Source organism: Streptomyces sp. NPDC034103, assembly GCF_055575395.1.
This window is the reverse complement of record NZ_JBVISS010000006.1, coordinates 275,045-292,946: the sequence shown is the minus strand read 5'-3', so window position 1 is coordinate 292,946 and position 17,902 is coordinate 275,045. Positions and strand designations below refer to the sequence as shown.

17 protein-coding genes are annotated in these 17,902 nt (G+C 72.9%); 11 read left to right on the top strand and 6 right to left on the bottom strand.

The genetic code is table 11. The annotated features are described in order from the left end of the window. Positions 1-56: 56 nt before the first annotated feature. The 5 genes from ACZ56U_RS15425 (at position 57) to rbsD (ending at position 5,904) form a co-directional block, all read left to right on the top strand. Positions 57-1,094, top strand: a complete 1,038-nt coding sequence (locus tag ACZ56U_RS15425; RefSeq protein WP_469084512.1) for a LacI family DNA-binding transcriptional regulator — start codon at positions 57-59, stop codon at positions 1,092-1,094. Next, the gene (locus tag ACZ56U_RS15420; protein WP_469084511.1) at positions 1,091-2,614 is read left to right on the top strand and encodes a sugar ABC transporter ATP-binding protein; all 1,524 of its coding nucleotides are present in this window, start codon (positions 1,091-1,093) and stop codon (positions 2,612-2,614) included. Before ACZ56U_RS15425 ends, ACZ56U_RS15420 begins: the two co-directional genes overlap by 4 nt. Next, complete coding sequence (locus tag ACZ56U_RS15415; RefSeq protein ID WP_469084510.1) at positions 2,604-4,544, top strand: ABC transporter permease/substrate-binding protein; 1,941 nt, start codon at positions 2,604-2,606, stop codon at positions 4,542-4,544. The genes ACZ56U_RS15420 and ACZ56U_RS15415 overlap by 11 nt, the downstream gene beginning before the upstream one ends. A 68-nt stretch (positions 4,545-4,612) precedes the next feature. Beyond that, complete coding sequence (locus ACZ56U_RS15410; RefSeq protein ID WP_469084509.1) at positions 4,613-5,515, top strand: ribokinase; 903 nt, start codon at positions 4,613-4,615, stop codon at positions 5,513-5,515. After that, positions 5,512-5,904 carry a D-ribose pyranase gene (gene rbsD / locus ACZ56U_RS15405; protein WP_469084508.1) on the top strand — a complete coding sequence of 131 codons (393 nt, stop codon included), beginning with the start codon at positions 5,512-5,514 and terminating at the stop codon, positions 5,902-5,904. Before ACZ56U_RS15410 ends, rbsD begins: the two co-directional genes overlap by 4 nt. 174 nt (positions 5,905-6,078) lie before the next feature. On the opposite strand, the gene ACZ56U_RS15400 is transcribed toward rbsD, so the two are convergent. Genes ACZ56U_RS15400 through ACZ56U_RS15390 form a run of 3 tightly spaced genes read right to left on the bottom strand, consistent with a single transcriptional unit; the run spans position 6,079 to position 9,208 of the window. Then, complete coding sequence (locus tag ACZ56U_RS15400; RefSeq protein WP_469084507.1) at positions 6,079-6,909, bottom strand: sugar phosphate isomerase/epimerase family protein; 831 nt, start codon at positions 6,907-6,909, stop codon at positions 6,079-6,081. Beyond that, the gene (locus ACZ56U_RS15395) at positions 6,906-8,060 is read right to left on the bottom strand and encodes a dihydrodipicolinate synthase family protein (RefSeq protein WP_469084506.1); all 1,155 of its coding nucleotides are present in this window, start codon (positions 8,058-8,060) and stop codon (positions 6,906-6,908) included. Before ACZ56U_RS15395 ends, ACZ56U_RS15400 begins: the two co-directional genes overlap by 4 nt. After that, positions 8,057-9,208 carry a Gfo/Idh/MocA family protein gene (locus ACZ56U_RS15390; protein ID WP_469084505.1) on the bottom strand — a complete coding sequence of 384 codons (1,152 nt, stop codon included), beginning with the start codon at positions 9,206-9,208 and terminating at the stop codon, positions 8,057-8,059. The genes ACZ56U_RS15395 and ACZ56U_RS15390 overlap by 4 nt, the downstream gene beginning before the upstream one ends. 293 nt (positions 9,209-9,501) lie before the next feature. Here ACZ56U_RS15390 and ACZ56U_RS15385 point away from each other — a divergent pair, with 293 nt between their 5' ends. The 5 genes from ACZ56U_RS15385 (at position 9,502) to ACZ56U_RS15365 (ending at position 14,036) form a co-directional block, all read left to right on the top strand. Next, a complete protein-coding gene (locus tag ACZ56U_RS15385) occupies positions 9,502-10,548 on the top strand; it encodes a LacI family DNA-binding transcriptional regulator (RefSeq protein WP_469084504.1) in 1,047 nt (348 codons plus the stop codon). A gap of 431 nt (positions 10,549-10,979) precedes the next feature. Further along, a complete protein-coding gene (locus tag ACZ56U_RS15380) occupies positions 10,980-11,585 on the top strand; it encodes a dihydrofolate reductase family protein (RefSeq protein WP_469084503.1) in 606 nt (201 codons plus the stop codon). A gap of 5 nt (positions 11,586-11,590) precedes the next feature. Then, positions 11,591-11,764, top strand: a complete 174-nt coding sequence (locus tag ACZ56U_RS15375) for a hypothetical protein (RefSeq protein WP_469084502.1) — start codon at positions 11,591-11,593, stop codon at positions 11,762-11,764. 18 nt (positions 11,765-11,782) lie between these two features. Then, positions 11,783-12,583, top strand: a complete 801-nt coding sequence (locus ACZ56U_RS15370; protein ID WP_469084501.1) for a sugar phosphate isomerase/epimerase family protein — start codon at positions 11,783-11,785, stop codon at positions 12,581-12,583. 121 nt (positions 12,584-12,704) lie between these two features. Further along, positions 12,705-14,036 carry an MFS transporter gene (locus tag ACZ56U_RS15365; protein ID WP_469084500.1) on the top strand — a complete coding sequence of 444 codons (1,332 nt, stop codon included), beginning with the start codon at positions 12,705-12,707 and terminating at the stop codon, positions 14,034-14,036. Here the strand turns inward: ACZ56U_RS15365 and ACZ56U_RS15360 are convergent. Further along, complete coding sequence (locus ACZ56U_RS15360) at positions 14,020-14,589, bottom strand: RBBP9/YdeN family alpha/beta hydrolase (protein WP_469084499.1); 570 nt, start codon at positions 14,587-14,589, stop codon at positions 14,020-14,022. The genes ACZ56U_RS15365 and ACZ56U_RS15360 overlap by 17 nt on opposite strands. Positions 14,590-14,639: 50 nt before the next feature. Here ACZ56U_RS15360 and ACZ56U_RS15355 point away from each other — a divergent pair, with 50 nt between their 5' ends. After that, on the top strand, positions 14,640-15,584 hold the full coding sequence (locus ACZ56U_RS15355) for a LysR family transcriptional regulator (protein ID WP_469084498.1): 945 nt from the start codon (positions 14,640-14,642) through the stop codon (positions 15,582-15,584). Between the two features lie 30 nt (positions 15,585-15,614). On the opposite strand, the gene ACZ56U_RS15350 is transcribed toward ACZ56U_RS15355, so the two are convergent. Both ACZ56U_RS15350 and aroA read right to left on the bottom strand, forming a co-directional pair. Continuing rightward, a complete protein-coding gene (locus tag ACZ56U_RS15350; RefSeq protein ID WP_469084497.1) occupies positions 15,615-16,241 on the bottom strand; it encodes a GNAT family N-acetyltransferase in 627 nt (208 codons plus the stop codon). Beyond that, entirely contained in the window at positions 16,238-17,491 is a 1,254-nt protein-coding gene (aroA, locus tag ACZ56U_RS15345) for a 3-phosphoshikimate 1-carboxyvinyltransferase (protein WP_469084496.1), read from the bottom strand. Before aroA ends, ACZ56U_RS15350 begins: the two co-directional genes overlap by 4 nt. Positions 17,492-17,902 lie beyond the last annotated feature (411 nt).

Genomic DNA, 17,902 nt, shown 5'->3' with positions numbered 1-17,902 from the left:
ATCGATGTAATCGATTCCATGCGTTTCCCGAGGTTCCACGAGGAGGTGGAGCGGCGATGGCGAGCATCAAGGACGTCGCTGCCGAGGCCGGGGTGTCCGTCGCCACGGTGTCGCGCGTCCTGAACGACCATCCGTCGGTCAGCGAGGACGCACGCGCACGCGTGCTGGCCGCTGTCGAGACCCTGGGCTACCGCCCCAACGCCGTCGCCCGGTCGCTGCGCACCGACCAGACCCACACCCTCGGTCTGGTCATCAGCGACGTGATGAACCCCTACTTCACCGAGCTGGCCCGCTCCGTCGAGGAGGAGGCCCGCGCGCTGGGGTACAGCGTCATCATCGGCAACGCCGACGAGCGGCCGGACCTCCAGGACCACCATGTGAGGACCCTGCTGGACCGCCGTATCGACGGTCTCCTGGTCTCCCCCACCGACGGCGGCTCCCCGCTGATGCTGGACGCCGCGCGCGGGGGGACGCCGATGGTCTTCGTGGACCGGTGGATCCCGGGCGTGGACGTGCCGGTGGTGCGGGCCGACGGGCGCGGGGCCGTACGGGACCTGGTCGCGCATCTGCACGCGCTCGGGCACCGCCGGCTCGCCATCATCGCGGGACCGGCGGCCACCACCACCGGCCGCGAGCGCGTGGAGGCCTTCCGGGAGGCCCTGCACGCGTACGGGCTCGAACTCCCCGACGCCTACACGGGACAGGGCGACTTCCAGGCCGAGAGCGGCCGCCGGGTCACCGAGGGCTTCCTCGACCTGCCCGAGCCGCCCGAGGTCGTGTTCGCGGCCGACAACCTGATGGCGCTCGGCGCCCTGGACGCCGTACGCGCGCGTGGGCTGCGGGTGCCCGAGGACCTCGCGCTCGCCGCGTTCGACGACATCCCGTGGTTCGTGCACACCGATCCGCCGATCACCGCGGTCGCCCAGCCCACGGGCGAGCTGGGCCGGGCCGCCGTGCGCGCGCTCGTCGACCGCATCGAGGGGCGGCCCCCGCGGTCCGTCACCCTCCCCGCCCGTCTCGTCGTACGCCGCTCGTGCGGCGAGCAGCCGGCCTCCCCCGGGCCGGCACCCGCACAGAACAGGAGCCAGTCGTGAGCAACCCGGACGAGTTGCTGCGCATCGAAGGCATCAGGAAGACCTTCCCCGGCGTGGTCGCGCTCGACGGCGTCGACTTCGATCTGCGGCGCGGCGAGGTGCACGTCCTCCTCGGTGAGAACGGCGCGGGCAAGAGCACCCTCATCAAGATGCTCTCCGGCGCCTACACCCCGGACGGCGGGCGGATCCTGGCCGGTGGCAAGGAGGTGCGCATCCAGGGCGCGCAGGACTCCGAGCGCCTCGGGATCGCCACCATCTACCAGGAGTTCAACCTCGTGCCCGACCTCACGGTCGCCGAGAACATCTTCCTGGGCCGCCAGCCGCGCCGCCTCGGCATGATCGACCGGGGGCGCATGGAGGCCGACGCCGAGGTGCTCCTCGCGCGCGTGGGCGTCGACGTCTCGCCCCGCGCGCGGGTGCGTGACCTCGGCATCGCCCGCCTCCAGATGGTCGAGATCGCCAAGGCGCTCAGCCTGGACGCGCGCGTGCTGATCATGGACGAGCCGACCGCCGTGCTCACCTCCGAGGAGGTCGACACGCTCTTCGCCATCGTGCGCACGCTGCGCGAGGACGGAGTGGGCGTCGTCTTCATCACCCACCATCTGGAGGAGATCGCCGCCCTCGGGGACCGGGTCACCGTCATCCGCGACGGCAGGTCCGTCGGGCAGGTCCCGGCGACGACCCCCGAGGACGAGCTCGTACGCCTCATGGTGGGCCGCTCGATCGAGCAGCAGTACCCGCGTGAAGTGCCCGAGAAGGGCGCCGCGTTGCTCACCGTCGAGGGGCTGACGCGAGACGGCGTCTTCCACGACGTCTCCTTCGAGGTGCACGCCGGAGAGGTCGTCGGCATCGCCGGGCTGGTCGGCGCCGGCCGTACCGAGGTCGTGCGGGCCGTGTTCGGTGCGGACCCCTACGACCGGGGCACCGTGAAGGTCTCCGGGACGCCGCTGAAGGGGCACGACGTCAACTCCGCCATGGCGGCCGGCATCGGGCTCGTCCCCGAGGACCGCAAGGGCCAGGGGCTGCTCCTGGACGCGTCCGTCGAGGAGAACCTCGGTCTGGTGACGCTGCGCTCGGCCACGCGCGCGGGGCTCGTCGATCTCAAGGGGCAGCGGGAGAACGCGGCCCGGATCGCCGAGCAGCTCGGGGTGCGGATGGCCGGGCTCGGGCAGCAGGTGCGCACGCTGTCCGGCGGCAACCAGCAGAAGGTCGTCATCGGCAAGTGGCTGCTCGCCGACACCAAGGTGCTCATCCTCGACGAGCCGACGCGCGGTATCGACGTCGGCGCCAAGGTCGAGATCTACCAACTCGTCAACGAACTCACGGCCGCCGGTGCCGCCGTCCTCATGATCTCCAGCGACCTGCCCGAGGTGCTCGGCATGAGCGACCGGGTCCTGGTCATGGCCCAGGGCCGGATCGCGGGTGAACTCCCCGCGGACCGGGCCACCCAGGACGCCGTCATGGCCCTCGCGGTCAGCAACCCCACCACGATCGACAAGGAGGCCCCCCGTGGCCACTGACACGCTCAAGGGCACGACGGGCGCCTCAGGGCTGCGCCGGCTGCTCCTCGACAACGGCGCGCTCACGGCGCTGATCGTCCTCGTCATCGCCATGTCGGCGCTGTCCGGCGACTTCATGACGACGGACAACCTGCTCAACGTCGGCGTCCAGGCGGCCGTGACCGCCATCCTCGCCTTCGGTGTGACCTTCGTGATCGTCTCGGCGGGCATCGACCTGTCGGTCGGATCGGTCGCCGCCCTCTCCGCCACCGTCCTCGCCTGGAGCGCCACGTCCGAGGGCGTGCCGGTCGCCCTGGCCGTCGTCCTCGCCGTCGCGACCGGCATCGCGTGCGGCCTGGTCAACGGTTTCCTGATCTCGTACGGGAAGCTGCCGCCGTTCATCGCGACGCTCGCCATGCTGTCGGTGGCCCGCGGTCTGTCCCTGGTGATCTCGCAGGGCTCCCCCATCGCCTTCCCCGAGTCCGTCTCGCACCTCGGTGACACGCTCGGCGGCTGGCTGCCGGTGCCGGTGCTCGTGATGCTGGTGATGGGTCTGCTCACGGCGTTCGTGCTGGGCCGGACGTACATCGGGCGTTCGATGTACGCGATCGGCGGCAACGAGGAGGCGGCCCGGCTGTCCGGGCTGCGGGTGAAGAAGCAGAAGCTCGCGATCTACGCCTTCTCCGGTCTGTTCGCCGCCGCCGCGGGCATCGTGCTCGCCTCCCGGCTCTCCTCCGCGCAGCCGCAGGCCGCGCAGGGCTACGAGCTCGACGCGATCGCCGCGGTCGTCATCGGCGGCGCCTCGCTGGCCGGTGGCACCGGCAAGGCGTCCGGCACGCTGATCGGCGCGCTGATCCTCGCGGTGCTCAGGAACGGGCTCAACCTGCTGTCGGTGTCCGCGTTCTGGCAGCAGGTCGTCATCGGTGTCGTCATCGCGCTGGCGGTGCTCCTGGACACGGTGCGGCGCAAGGCCGGGGCGACCCCGGTCACGGCGAGCGGGACCGGCAACAAGGGCAGGCAGGCGGCGACCTACCTGCTCGCGGCCGTGGTCGCGGCGGCGATCGTCGGGGCCACCTCCTTCCTGCACAGCGGTTCCTCGGACACGGCGAAGTCGCAGCGGATCGGGCTGTCCCTGTCGACGCTCAACAACCCGTTCTTCGTGTCGATCCGCTCCGGCGCGCAGGCCGAGGCGAAGAGGCTGGGCGTGGACCTGACCGTCACCGACGCCCAGAACGACGCCTCCCAGCAGGCCAACCAGCTGGAGAACTTCACCAGTTCGGGGCTCGGCACGATCATCGTCAACCCGGTGGACTCCGACGCGGTCACCCCGGCGGCGAAGGCCGTCAACAAGGCGGACATCCCGCTGGTCGCCGTCGACCGCGCGGTCAACAACGCCTCCACCGCCGCCCTCGTCGCCTCCGACAACACCACCGGCGGCAAGCTCGCCGCCAAGTCGCTCGCCGAGAAGCTGGGCGGCAAGGGAAAGATCGTGATCCTCCAGGGCCAGGCCGGCACCTCCGCCAGCCGGGAGCGCGGCGCCGGTTTCGCCGAGGGCCTGAAGGCCTACCCGGGGATCGACGTCGTCGCCAAGCAGCCCGCCGACTGGGACCGCACCAAGGGCCTGGACGTCATGACCAACCTGCTCCAGGCCCACCCGGACATCTCCGCCGTCTTCGCGGAGAACGACGAGATGGCGCTCGGCGCGATCAAGGCGCTGGGCTCCAAGGCCGGAAAGTCCGTCCAGGTCATCGGCTTCGACGGAACCGCCGACGGTCTCAAGGCCGTCACGGCAGGCACGTTGTACGCGTCCGTGGCGCAACAGCCGTCCGAACTGGGCAGGATCGCCGTACGGAACGCGGTGAAGGCCGCCGAGGGCGAGAAGGTCGAGAAGTCGGTGATGGTGCCGGTGAAGGTGGTCACGAAGCAGAACGTGGCCGGCTTCACGGGCTGAGGACAGCGGGCGGACGGTTCCCCTTGAGGAGCCGTCCGCCCGAAATCACTTACCAGGGGAGCATTCTCATGTACGACTACGACCTCCTGGTCGTAGGGTCGGCCAACGCCGACCTGGTGATCGGTGTCGAGCGCCGGCCGGCGGCCGGGGAGACCGTGCTCGGCTCCGACCTGGTCGTCCACCCGGGCGGCAAGGGCGCGAACCAGGCGGTCGCGGCCGCCCGGCTGGGTGCCCGTACGGCACTCCTCGCCCGGGTCGGCGACGACGGGCACGGCAGGCTGCTGCTGGAGTCGCAGCGCTCGGCCGGGGTCGACACGGTGGGCGTGCTGGTGGGCGGGGCGCCGACCGGGGTCGCGCTGATCACGGTGGACCCCTCGGGGGACAACAGCATCGTGGTGTCGCCGGGCGCCAACGGACGGCTGACGCCCGAGGACGTCCGGACCGCGAGCAGCCTCTTCCACGCCTCGCGGGTGGTCTCCACGCAGCTGGAGATCCCGCTGGAGACGGTCGTGGAGGTCGTGCGGAACCTGGCGCCGGGCAGCCGTTTCGTGCTGAACCCGTCGCCGCCGCGGCCGCTGCCCACGGAGGTGCTCGCCGCGTGCGACCCGCTGATCGTCAACGAGCACGAGGCGAAGGTGATCCTCGGCGCGTCCGCGGTCGGGGACGCGCCCGAGGACTGGGCGCGGATCCTGCTCGCGAAGGGGCCGCGGTCGGTGGTCGTGACGCTGGGCGCCGAAGGTGCGCTGGTGGCGTCCTCGGCGGGGGTGGCCCGCATCGCGCCCGTGACGGTGGACGCGGTGGACACCACCGGCGCGGGCGACGCGTTCACCGCGGCGCTGGCCTACCGGCTGGGCGCGGGCGCCTCCCTCACCGAGGCGGCGGCGTACGCGGCCCGGGTGGGCGCGGCGGCCGTCACCAGGCAGGGCGCGCAGGCGTCCTTCCCGACGGCGGCGGAGGTCGACGCGCTGTGAGGAGGGCGGGAATCCTGAACCGTCATCTCTCCGGCGCCCTCGCCGAGTTGGGCCATGGCCACGGGGTGCTGGTGTGTGACGCCGGGATGCCGATACCCCACGGCCCCCGGGTCGTGGACCTCGCCTTCCGGGCCGGGGTGCCGTCGTTCGCGGAGGTGCTGGAGGGGCTGCTGGAGGAGCTGGTCGTGGAGGGCGCCACGGCGGCGACGGAGGTGCGGGACGCCAATCCGGCGGCGGCGCGGCTGCTGGACGGGCACTTCCCGCAGGGCCTGGAGCTGGTCGCGCACGAGCGGCTGAAGGAACTCTCGGCGGGCGCCCGGCTGGTCGTGCGCACGGGCGAGGCGCGGCCGTACGCGAATGTGCTGCTGAGGTGCGGGGTCTTCTTCTGAGCCGCCCGGAAACCTTCGAGGGGGCCTGGTCCGTCGACCAGGCCCCCTCGGGTCTCCCCTCCGTATCAGAACCCCCGCGATCCCCCCAGATCCCCTCCCCAGAAGTCCTGATGCCACGTACGACCCGCGAGGTGGAGGGAGGGTTGCACGGATTCTCAAGAAATTTCTAAGCGATCACGAGACGTGCTCCACGAACCGCGCCGCCGTCTCCGCCAGCACCTCGCGCCCGTCCCGTGCCCACAGGACGTCGTTGAAGAGTTCGACCTCGATGGCGCCGGTGTAGCCCGCCGCCGTCACGTGTCCGAGCCACTCGCGCATGTCGATCGTGCCGTCGCCGATCTGGCCGCGGCCGTTGAGGACGCCCTCCGGCAGGGGGGTCGTCCAGTCGGCGAGCTGGAAGGTGTGGATACGGCCGCCCGCGCCCGCGCGGGCGATCTGCGCGGGGGCGTTGTCGTCCCACCAGATGTGGTACGTGTCCACGGTGACGCCGACCTGGTGGGCGGGGAAGCGCTCCGCCAGGTCCAGGGCCTGGGCGAGGGTCGAGACCACGCAGCGGTCCGAGGCGTACATGGGGTGCAGCGGCTCGATGGCCAGCTTCACCCCGCGCTCCTCGGCGTACGGGCCCAGCACCGACAGGGCGTCCGCGATGCGTTCGCGGGCGCCGTGCAGGTCCTTCGAACCGGCCGGGAGGCCACCGGAGACCAGTACCAGGGTGTCGGTGCCGAGCGTCGCCGCCTCGTCGACCGCGCGGCGGTTGTCCTCCAGGGCCGCCGCGCGCTCGTCGGGGTCGATCGCCGTGAAGAAGCCGCCGCGGCACAGGGTGGTGACGGTCAGCCCCGCGTCGCGGACCAGCTTGGCCGTCGCCTCGACGCCGTACGACTGGACGGGCTCGCGCCACAGGCCGACGTTCGAGATGCCCGACTCGCCGCAGGCGGACGCCAGCTCCGGCAGCGACAGCTGCTTGACCGTCATCTGGTTGATGGAGAAGCGGGACAGGTCGGTCACTGGGTCACCCCGTACAGGGACAGCAGGTTCTTCATGCGCTCCTCGGCCAGCTTCGGGTCGGGGAACAGGCCCAGGCCGTCGGCGAGTTCGTAGGCGCGCGCGAAGTGCGGGAGGGAGCGGGCCGACTGGAGGCCGCCGACCATCGTGAAGTGGCTCTGGTGGCCGGCCAGCCAGGCGAGGAAGACCACGCCCGTCTTGTAGAAGCGGGTGGGCGCCTGGAAGAGGTGCCGGGACAACTCGACCGTGGGGTCGAGGAGTTCGCGGAAACCCTTGGCGTCACCGGTGTCCAGCACCCGGACCGCCTCGGCCGCGAGCGGGCCCAGCGGGTCGAAGATGCCGAGCAGCGCGTGGGAGAAGCCCTGTTCGTCACCCGCGATCAGCTCGGGGTAGTTGAAGTCGTCGCCGGTGTAGCAGCGCACGCCCTGCGGGAGGCGGCGGCGGATGTCGATCTCGCGCTGGGCCTCCAGCAGGGAGACCTTGATGCCGTCGACCTTGTCCGGGTGGGCCGCGATGACTTCCAGGAACACGTCGGTCGCCGCGTCGAGGTCGCTCGACCCCCAGTAGCCCTCCAGCGCCGGGTCGAACATCGGGCCGAGCCAGTGCAGGATCACCGGCTCGGTGGCCTGGCGGAGCAGGTGGCCGTAGACCTCCAGGTAGTCCTCGGGGCCCTTGGCCGTGGCGGCGAGGGCGCGGGAGGCCATCAGGATGGCCTGCGCGCCGGACTCCTCGACGAGGGCGAGCTGCTCCTCGTAGGCCGCTCGGACCTCGTCCAGGGTCGCCGGGCCGGTGAGCTGGTCGGTGCCCACGCCGCAGGCGATGAGCCCGCCGACCGACCTGGCCTCGGCGGCGCTGCGGCGGATCAGCTCGGCCGCGCCCGCCCAGTCCAGGCCCATGCCGCGCTGGGCGGTGTCCATCGCCTCGGCCACACCGAGTCCGTGCGACCACAGGTGGCGGCGGAAGGCGAGGGTGGCGTCCCAGTCGACGGCGGCCGGGGAGTCCGGCGTGGAGTCGGCGAACGGGTCGGCGACGACGTGCGCCGCCGAGAAGACCGTACGGGAGGTGAAGGGGGTGCCGGGGGTGGCGGCGAAGGGCTCCTGGCGGGGCTCGTACGCCTTGAATCCCCCGCCACCCGTCGGGAGTTGGATCGTCACAGCGAGACCTCCGGGACGTCGAGGCGGCGGCCCTCGGCCGAGGACTTCAGGCCCAGCTCGGCGAGCTGGACGCCGCGGGCGCCGGCGAGGAGGTCCCACTGGTAGGGGGCGTCGGCGTAGACGTGCTTGAGGAAGAGCTCCCACTGGGCCTTGAAGCCGTTGTCGAACTCGGCGTTGTCCGGGACCTCCTGCCACTGGTCCCGGAAGACCTCGGTGGCGGGGATGTCCGGGTTCCAGACCGGCTTGGGGGTGGCGCTGCGGTGCTGGACGCGGCAGTTGCGCAGCCCCGCGACCGCCGACCCCTCCGTGCCGTCGACCTGGAACTCCACGAGCTCGTCGCGGTTGACGCGCACGGCCCAGGAGGAGTTGATCTGGGCGATGGCGCCGCCCTCCAGCTCGAAGATCCCGTAGGCGGCGTCGTCGGCGGTGGCGTCGTAGGGCTTGTCGTTCTCGTCCCAGCGCTGCGGGATGTGGGTGGCGGTGAGGGCCTGGACGGACTTCACCCGGCCGAAGAGCTCGTGGAGCACGTACTCCCAGTGCGGGAACATGTCGACGACGATGCCCCCGCCGTCCTCGGCGCGGTAGTTCCAGCTCGGGCGCTGGGCCTGCTGCCAGTCGCCCTCGAAGACCCAGTAGCCGAACTCGCCGCGGATCGAGAGGATCCGGCCGAAGAAGCCGCCGTCGATGAGCCGCTTCAGCTTGAGCAGGCCGGGCAGGAAGAGCTTGTCCTGGACGACGCCGTGCTTGATGCCGGCCGCGTTCGCCAGGCGGGCCAGCTCCAGGGCGGCCTCCAGGCCGGTGGCGGTGGGCTTCTCGGTGTAGATGTGCTTGCCCGCCGCGATGGCCTTCTTGATCGCCTCCTCGCGCGCGGAGGTGACCTGGGCGTCGAAGTAGATGTCGACGGTGGGGTCGGCGAGGACGGCGTCGACGTCGGTCGCCCAGTGCTCCAGGCCGTGCTGTTCGGCGAGTGCCTTGAGCGCGTGCTCGCGGCGGCCCACCAGGATCGGCTCGGGCCACAGCACGGTGCCGTCCCCGAGGTCGAGGCCGCCCTGCTCGCGGAGGGCCAGGATGGAGCGGACCAGGTGCTGGCGGTAACCCATCCGCCCGGTCACACCATTCATGGCGATACGCACCGTCTTGCGTGTCACGGCAGTCCCTTCGTAGGAGTCGTACGCAGCTTTCGTACGCGGTCGTGGGCGCCGCGTACGCCTCTACTGGTGAGCGATACAGCAAGCGCTTTCTATCATGGTAGAAGCTAGCCTCTGGGCAGCGGTCCGGACAAGACCGTGACGGGGTTGAGTTGTTCGAGGGGGCGAACAACCGGGGGTGGGGGCCTTAAGGTCTGGGTGGCCTGGTCCGCACGGCCCGCACGAAACCAATGCCGTGCGCCTGTGCGTGTACAACGAGGTACGACTGAGATGCGCGACCGGAGGACGACTAGATGACGGTGACCCTGGCGGACGTGGCTGCGCGCGCCCAGGTCTCGCCCGCGACGGTGTCGCGCGTGCTGAACGGGAACTACCCCGTCGCCGCGACCACCCGGGAACGGGTGCTGCGGGCCGTGGACGAACTGGACTACGTACTGAACGGACCGGCCAGCTCACTGGCCGCGGCCACCTCCGACCTGGTCGGGATCCTCGTCAACGACATCGCCGACCCCTTCTTCGGGATCATGGCCGGCGCGATCCAGTCCGAGATCGGCGGGCCCGGCGGGCGCGCGGGCGGTGAGCGGCTGGCGGTGACCTGCAACACCGGGGGTTCCCCGGAACGCGAGCTGACCTATCTGACCCTGCTCCAGCGGCAGCGCGCGGCGGCGGTCGTGCTGACCGGCGGCGCGGTCGAGGACGTCCCGCACGCGGCGGCGGTCGCGGCGAAGCTGCGGAAGCTGGAGGACGCCGGGACGCGGGTGGTGCTGTGCGGGCGGCCGCCGGCGCCGGACACCCCGGCGATCGCGCTGACCTTCGACAACCGCGGGGGCGGGCGGGAGCTGACGGAACACCTCATCGGTCTCGGCCATCGCCGGCTCGGCTACATCGCGGGGCCGGAGGAGCGCACCACCACCCGGCACCGGCTGGAGGGACACCGGGCCGCGCTCGTCGACGCGGGGATCTCGGAGGATCCGCGCTGGACCGTGCACGGGCGGTACGACCGGCGGTCCGGGTACGAGGCGACGCTGGAGCTGCTGCGGCGGGACCCGTCCCTCACGGCGGTGGTGGCCGCGAACGACTCCGTGGCGCTGGGGGCGTGTGCCGCGCTGCGGGACTCGGGGCTGCGGATCCCGGACGACGTGTCCGTCGCCGGGTTCGACGACCTGCCGTTCAGCATCGACGCGGTGCCGGCGCTGACGACGGTGCGGTTGCCGTTGGCGGAGGCGGGGGCTCGGGCGGGGCGGATCGCGATGGGGCGGGAGGAGGCGCCGCCCGGGGGGATCGCCGTGATCCGGGGGGAGTTGATGGTTCGGGGGTCTACGGGGGCGCCTCGGGAGTGAGGGGGTGGGGGTTCGGGGGTGCGAGGGCGCTTGGGGGTGGCGTGGCCTGTGGGGGCGCGGCGGGGTGGGCGCTGGTTGTTTTCGCCCCCGCCGCCCCTACCCGTCCCATCCCCCAGGGGCTGCCGCCCCTTCGACCCCGCCTCCTGGGGGCTCCGCCCCCAGACCCCCGTCGGCCCTGAACGGGCCTCGTCCTCAAACGCCGGACGGGCTGGAGGACACGTGCCCTCGTCCTCAAACGCCGGACGGGCTGAAAGACACGCACCCTGACGGGCTGAGACGTGCCCGACACTGCCCGGCGGGAGCGGCTACAAAGTTCCTCAGCACGCTCCGATGAGTTCCGTGGCATCCTCCGGTCTCATTGCCGTAACCGATCAACACAGCGCCGATCAACGCGGTACCGATCCGCGGTCGGCCCCAACGGAGGGAATCCCATGCGCATCGTGGTCAGCGAGTTCATCAGCCTTGACGGTGTCGTCCAGGCGCCCGGCGGTCCGCAGGAGGACACCGACGGCGGGTTCGCGCACGGCGGCTGGTCGCACCCGTACTTCGACGAGGAGGTGCTCGGCCCGGCGTTCAGCGAGGGGATGGAGCGGGCCGAGGCCCTGCTGTACGGGCGGCGGACGTATCTGACGATGGCGGGGGCCTGGCCGGAGCGGGCCGGGGACCCGTTCGCGGACCGGCTGAACTCGCTGAAGAAGTACGTGGTGACCGACACCCTCGGCGACGACGAGCTGACGTGGAACAACACCGAACGGATCCCCGGCTCCCAGGCCGTCGAGCGGATCCGCGCGCTGCGCGAGACCGAGGGCGGCGAGCTGGCGATGATGGGCAGCCCCACCCTGGTGCGCACCCTCCTCGCCGAGGGCCTGGTGGACGAGCTCCAGCTCATCGTGATGCCGGTGATCCTCGGCGGCGGCAAGTCGATCTTCCCGGAGGACGGCGGCAAGCGTCCCTTCGAGCTGGTGTCCACGGTGGCCGGCAAGACGGGCGTGCAGCTGTGCGTGTACCGCCCCGCGGCGACCGAGGGCCAGAGCTAGAGCGGGTGTCACGGCACTGGCCGGGCAGGCCCGGGCGTCCACGGGCTCGTCGAGCGCGGCGCGTCACGCTCACCCCGCGCGGCCGGGTCCTGGTCGTCGAGACACCGCACCGCACCCTCGGCAAGGACCTGGTCGGCCGGGACCGGCGCCTGGATCTGCGCGGCGGTGTCCGCGACTGACGCGTAGAGTCCGGGGGCATGAAGCTGGCCTTCTCCACTCTCGGCGTCCCCGGTCTCCCCGTCCCCGAGGTGCTCCGCCTCGCGACCGCGCACGGCTATCACGGCGTGGAGCTGCGCGCGCATCCGGAGGAGGCGGTCCACCCGGGCATCGACGCGGCCGCGCGCGCGGACGTGGCCGCGGAATTCCGGGCGGCCGGGGTGGAGATCCTGGGCCTGGCCGGGTACGCGCGGGTGGCCGCGCCCGGCGACGACGAGCCGGTCCTCGACGAGATCCGCGCCCTCCTCGACCTCGCCCACGACCTGGGCGCCCCGTACATCCGCGTCTTCCCCGGCGCGGGCCCCGGGCAGCCGGCCGCGGAGGCCGACGCGATCGCGGCCCGGCGGCTGGGCACGGCGGCGCAGTACGCGGCCGACGTCGACGTACGCGTCCTGCTGGAGACCCACGACTCGCACCGCACCGGTGCCGACGCCATCCGTGTCCTCGGTCGGGTCGGTCACCGTCAGGTCGGCTCCCTCTGGGACGTCATGCACACCTGGCTGGGCGGTGAGCAGCCCTCGCAGACCTACGCGGCGCTCTCCCCGTACCTCGGATACGTCCAGGTCAAGGACATCGCGTCGAGCGAGGACACCACCCCGCTCGCCCTCGGCGCCGGCGTCCTGCCGCTCGCCGAGTGCGTCGAGGTGCTCTCCCGGCACGGCTGGGACGGCTGGCTGTGCTGGGAGTACGAGAAGCGGTGGTACGAGAAGGCCGCGCCGCTGCCCGGGCTGCTGCGCGGCGGCCGTGAGCACCTGGCGCGGCTGCTGAACGACAGCGCGTGACCGGCCGCGCGCGCAGGTGACCGCGCCGCCACGAGGACGTGACTAATTCGGTGGCCCGGAGGCGGGCGGCCGGTTAACGTCCCCGGGTGCCTCAGCCCACCCCGCTCCCGGTCCCGCTCTCATGAGCCTGTCCGACGTCCTGCTCGACGTACGGCCCCTGCGCACCTCCCCCGTCTTCCGACGGCTGCTGTTCGGGCGCACGGCCTCCACGCTCGGCTCCTTCATGACCATGGTCACCGTCATGTACCAGGTCTGGGACATGACGCACAGCGCGGTCTGGAGCGGCGCGGTCGGCATCGCGCAGGCGGTGCCGATGGTCGCGGTCAGTCTGTTCGCGGGGGCCTGGGCGGACCGGGTGGACCGGCGCCGGCTGTTCCTCACCGGCACCGTCGGCTCGATGGCCTGCTCCCTGCTGCTGACCGTGCAGGGCTTCGCCGGGCACGCGCCGGTGGGCGTGATCCTGGTGCTGGTCGCGGTCCAGACGTCCTTCGCCGCGCTCGGCGCCCCCGCCGCGGGGGTGTTCGTCCCCAGGCTGCTGCCCAAGGAGCAGGTGGCCGCCGGTCTCGCCCTCCAGCAGGTCTCCGGCCAGGCGATGATGCTGGTCGGCCCGGCGGTCGCCGGGGTCGTGCTCGGCTGGTGGGGCATCGGCGTCTGCTACCTCGTGGACACCCTGAGCTTCGCGCTGTCCTTCTACGGCGTCTACGGGCTCCCCGCGCTGCCACCCGAGGGCGACAAGTCCCGCCCCGGGGTGCACGGCGTCCTGGACGGCCTGCGCTTCCTGACCGGCCACCGCGTGGTGCGCGGCGCGCTGCTGACCGACCTGGCGGCCACCGTGCTGTCCATGCCGACCAGCCTCTTCCCGCTCGTCAACCAGGAGCGCTTCGGCGGCGATCCGCGCACGCTGGGGCTGTTCCTGTCCGCGCTGGCCGTGGGCGGGGTCGCCGCGACGGCCCTGTCGGGCCCGGTGACCCGGCTGGCCCGCCCCGGCCCGGTGATGCTGTGCGCGTCCGCGACCTGGGGTGCGGGGCTGTGCATGTTCGGCCTGACGACCAGCGCCTGGCTAGGGCTCGGCCTGCTCGCGGTGGCGGGCGCGGGGGACGCCCTCGCCGTCCTGTGCCGTACGACCATCGTGCAGACCCGCACCCCCGACGCCCTTCTCGGCCGGGTCACCGCCGCCGAGACGATCGTCGGCCAGGCGGGCCCGCACCTCGGCAACCTGCGCGGCGGCCTGGTCGCGGGCTGGACCTCGGGCGCCACGGCCCTGGTCACGGGCGGGTTGCTGTGCGTGCTCGCGGTGGCCTACGTCGGCACGAGCACTCCGCAACTGCGAGCGGCTCCTCAGGAGGACGGGCCCGGCGAGGAGGGCCCCGGCCCCATCAAGGACGACTCCATCGAGGGCGCGCCCCTCACGGACGGCCCCCTCACGGACGGACCCCTCACGAACGGCCCGTGATCCTCGCCCCCGGGTCCAGGCACCAGTCCAGCACGGCGGGCCAGGGGCCGTACCCGGCGTCCAGGTCCAGGTGACCGGCGCCGGGGAGCAGTTCGGTGCGCAGGCCGAGCGGGTCGCCGTAGACCGCGCGGGCGCCCCCGGGGCAGTACGGGTCGTCGTCGCCGGCCACCAGGAGGGTCGGGCCCGGGAGGGTGAACTCCAGCGGGGGCGGGGCGAATCCGGCGACCTCGGGGTGCTGTGCGACGACGACGGGCGCGGGCGGGCCGACCAGCAGGACGCGCTCCACGTCACCGGTCCCGGCCGTCCCCCGGGCCACGGCGTGCAGCCACAGCAGCGCGGAGGCGCTGTGGGCGAGGACGACGTCCGGCGCGTCCTCGGCGAGGTGCCGGGCGAGTTCGCCGAGCCAGGTCTCCAGGTCCGGGTCGTCGGGGTCGGGCAGCTGGGGGTAGGCGACCCGGTGGCCGAGTGCGCCGAGACGGTCGGCGAGCCAGTGCTGCCAGTGGGCCTCGGGACGGTGGTTCTGCCAGCCGTGGAGGATCAGGTAGGCGGTCATGGCGTCGATGGTTTCCGATCCGGGCCCCTCGGTCCAGTTAACCTTTCTCGATGGAACACTTAAGCCAAACCTTCACCGTCGACCTGCGCCGCCTGACCGTCCTGCGTGAACTCCAGCGCCGGGGCAGCCTGGCGCGCACGGCCCAGGCCCTGCATCTGACGCCGTCGGCGGTGTCGCAGCAGATCGCCGCCCTGTCCCGGGAGATCGGCGCACCGCTGACGGAACGGGACGGCCGGGGCGTACGCCTCACCGGCCAGGCCCGGGTCCTGCTGGCCCACGCCGACGCGATCGCCGCCCAACTGGAGCGGGCGCGGGCCGACTTGGCGGCGTACGGGAGCGGCGGCCGGGGCGCGGTGACGATCGGCTGCTTCTCCAGCGCGATCCTGGGGCTGCTGCCGGGGGTGCTGCGAGCGCTGGCCGAGCGGCTGCCCGAGGTCCGGGTGGACGTGGTGGAGTCGGAGCCGCCGGACCTCTTCACGGCGCTGGACGCCGGGCAGGTGGATGTGGCGGTCGCCGTGGACTTCGCGGCGACACCGCCGCACACGGACCGCCGCTACAGCCGGACCGACCTGCTCCGGGACGTGCTGGACCTCGTCGTCCCGGCGGACCACCCGCTGGCGGACCGTGAGGCCGTCGCGCTGCGGGAGCTGGCCGCCGAGACCTGGATCGCGGGTGACCCCCGCAGCTGCGTGGGCGCCATCGCCCGCGCCGTCTGCGCGACCTCCGGCTTCACCCCGGACATCCGGCACGCCGTCGACGACTGGGGCGCCGTGGCCGCGCTGGTCGAGGCGGGGGCGGGAGTGGCGCTGATCCCGCGCCTGGTCCGGCCGCTGTACGCGCACCGGCGGCTGGCGGTGCCGGCCACACGGGGCGAGCAGCCGTCGCGGAACATCTTCGCGGCCGTGCGCACGGGGGCGGAGGCCGATCCGGTACTGGCCGCGGTACGGGACCAACTGCGGCTGTCGGCCGTCGAGTCGACCGGCCCGGGAGTGTGACGCGCGGACGCGGCGGCGAGGGGGTGCCGCTCAGCCTCGCGGATACCCCGCCACCCGCTTCTCCAGCCGCTCCCGGCACCGCGGCCACTCCGCCGCCGTGACGGAGAAGATCGCGGAATCGCGGAGCCGGCCGTCCTCACCGGGGGCCCAGGAGCGCGACCAGTTGCGCAGGACACCCTCGAAGCGGGCGCCGACGCGCTCGATCGCCGCGCGGGAGCGGGCGTTGCGGGCGTCCGTCTTCAGGTCGACCCGGGAGACGCCCCACACCTCGAAGGCGTGCCGGAACAGCAGCAGCTTGGCCTCGGCGTTCACGCCCGTGCCCTGGGCCGAGCCGGCCAGCCAGGTGAAGCCGACCTCGACGGCGTCGAGCCGGTCCTCCGCCAGCCAACTGCGTGGCTCCCAGAAGGAGGTGGCGCCGACCACCCGTCCGGTGGCCACCGCGATCTGCGCGTACGGCGCGAGCCGCCCCGTGGCCGCGCGGGCGAGTTGGGCGTCGAGATATGCGGGCACCTCGTCCGCGCGCGGCACCCAGGTGAACTCGTAGGTGCCGCGTTCCTCCTCCGCCGCCTCGGCCAGCCCGGCGGCGTGCCGGTGCGCCAGCGGCTCCAGGCGCACCAGCGCGCCTTCCAGGACCGGCCCCTCCAGGGTGAAACTCACCGTTCGATGCTCCCTCGCAACTCGGCGAACGCCTCGTGGAACGCGGGGAAAGTCTTGCGTACGCACCCCGGGTCGTCGAACGAGATTCCCGGCACCCGCAGCCCGGTGACCGCGAAGGACATCGCCATGCGGTGGTCGCCGTAGGTCTTGATCTGCGTGCCCTCGCCGGTTCCGCCGGGCCGGATCTCGATCCAGTCGGGGCCGGTGGCCACCGCCACGCCGAGGCGCCGCAGGTTCTCCGCGCAGGCCTCCAGGCGGTCGCACTCCTTCACGCGGGTGTTCGCCACGTCCTCGATGCGGACCGGGCCGGAGGCGAAGGGCGCGATCGCCGCCAGGGTCGGCATGGTGTCGGAGATGTCCCGCATGGTGACCGTGAGGCCGCGCAGTTCGCCGGTGCCACGCACCGTCGTGCCCGTGTCCCCGACGGTCACCTCCGCGCCCATCCGGCGCAGTACGTCGACGAAGCCCAGGTCGCCCTGGAGCGCCCCCGCCCCGAGGCCCGGCACCGTCACCTCCGCACCGGGCGTCAGCGCGGCCGCGGCGAAGAAGTAGCTCGCCGTGGAGGCGTCCGGCTCGATCGGGTAGGTCGTCGCGCGGTAGCCGCCCGGCGGGACCACGAAGACGTCCCCCCGCGGACCAGCCTGCCTGTCCACCTCCACCCCGAACGCCCGCATCATCGCGAGGGTGATCTCCACGTACGGCGCCGAGACCAGGTCCGTCACCCGGATCCGCAGGCCCTCGCGGGTCAGTGGGCCGAGGAGGAGCAGGGCGGTCAGGTACTGGGAGGACTGGCCCGCGTCCAGCACGACCTCGCCGCCCTCGACGCCCGCCGCGCGGACCGTCAGCGGGTGGTGGCCCTCCGCCCGCTCGTGCCGCAGGTCCACGCCGAGGTCGCGCAGGGCCCGGGTCAGCGGGAGCAGGGGGCGGCGGCGCATCTGCTCCGAGGCGTCGAAGCGGTAGGTGCCGTGGCCCGCCGCCGCCAGGGTCGGCAGGAAGCGGGCCGTCGTCGCGCCGTCCCGGCAGTACACGTCCGCCTCCGGCGCCGGAGGGCCCTCGGGGCGGCCGTCGACCTGCCAGGTGTCCGGGGTGCGGCCCACCCGGTAGCCGAGCCGCGTCAGCCCCTCGGCGAACCCCTCGGTGTCGTCCGACCGCAGGGGGCGTTCGAGGGTGGTGACCCCGTCGGCCGCCGCCGCCAGGAAGAGGGCGCGGGCGGTGAGGGACTTGGAACCGGGGATGTCGACCACTGGCATGCCCTCATGATCGGCCGACGTTCGCCTCCGGCGCCGGTCCGTCCAGGGGATGGACCGCCTCCGCAGCCGGATGGGCGCCGCGCGCCGGCGCAGGGCGCTCACAGTCTCGTCGAGGAACAGGGCCGCCAAGGACACCCCGAAGGCCGGGATCAACAGGGAGGAAGACCGGGACCAGCAGGGACAAGGGGCAGGGCCATCGGCCCAAGGTGGCGGCCCATCCGTCCCGTTGGCCCCGGGCCCACCAACTTCCGGGATTCCGGGCCGAGCCGGGAACCCCGCCCGACCCCCGCTCGTCCAACCGGCAGGCTGTCGGAGAGTCACCGTGGTGCGGTGTCGGCCTCGCTGCTGGCTGCGAACGCTGACCCACCCTCTCCGCCGTACCGCGGCCGGCAGCACCCGCCATCGGCGCGC

Bases quoted from the DNA above. Each gene is read 5' to 3' on its own strand.
- ACZ56U_RS15425 (WP_469084512.1), top strand. From the start codon at position 57: ATGGCGAGCATCAAGGACGTCGCTGCCGAGGCCGGGGTGTCCGTCGCC.
- ACZ56U_RS15355 (WP_469084498.1), top strand. From the start codon at position 14,640: ATGGAACACTTAAGCCAAACCTTCACCGTCGACCTGCGCCGCCTGACC.
- ACZ56U_RS15380 (WP_469084503.1), top strand. From the start codon at position 10,980: ATGCGCATCGTGGTCAGCGAGTTCATCAGCCTTGACGGTGTCGTCCAG.
- ACZ56U_RS15365 (WP_469084500.1), top strand. From the start codon at position 12,705: ATGAGCCTGTCCGACGTCCTGCTCGACGTACGGCCCCTGCGCACCTCC.
- ACZ56U_RS15360 (WP_469084499.1), bottom strand. From the start codon at position 14,589: ATGACCGCCTACCTGATCCTCCACGGCTGGCAGAACCACCGTCCCGAG.
- ACZ56U_RS15385 (WP_469084504.1), top strand. From the start codon at position 9,502: ATGACGGTGACCCTGGCGGACGTGGCTGCGCGCGCCCAGGTCTCGCCC.
- ACZ56U_RS15410 (WP_469084509.1), top strand. From the start codon at position 4,613: ATGTACGACTACGACCTCCTGGTCGTAGGGTCGGCCAACGCCGACCTG.
- aroA (WP_469084496.1), bottom strand. From the start codon at position 17,491: ATGCCAGTGGTCGACATCCCCGGTTCCAAGTCCCTCACCGCCCGCGCC.
- ACZ56U_RS15370 (WP_469084501.1), top strand. From the start codon at position 11,783: ATGAAGCTGGCCTTCTCCACTCTCGGCGTCCCCGGTCTCCCCGTCCCC.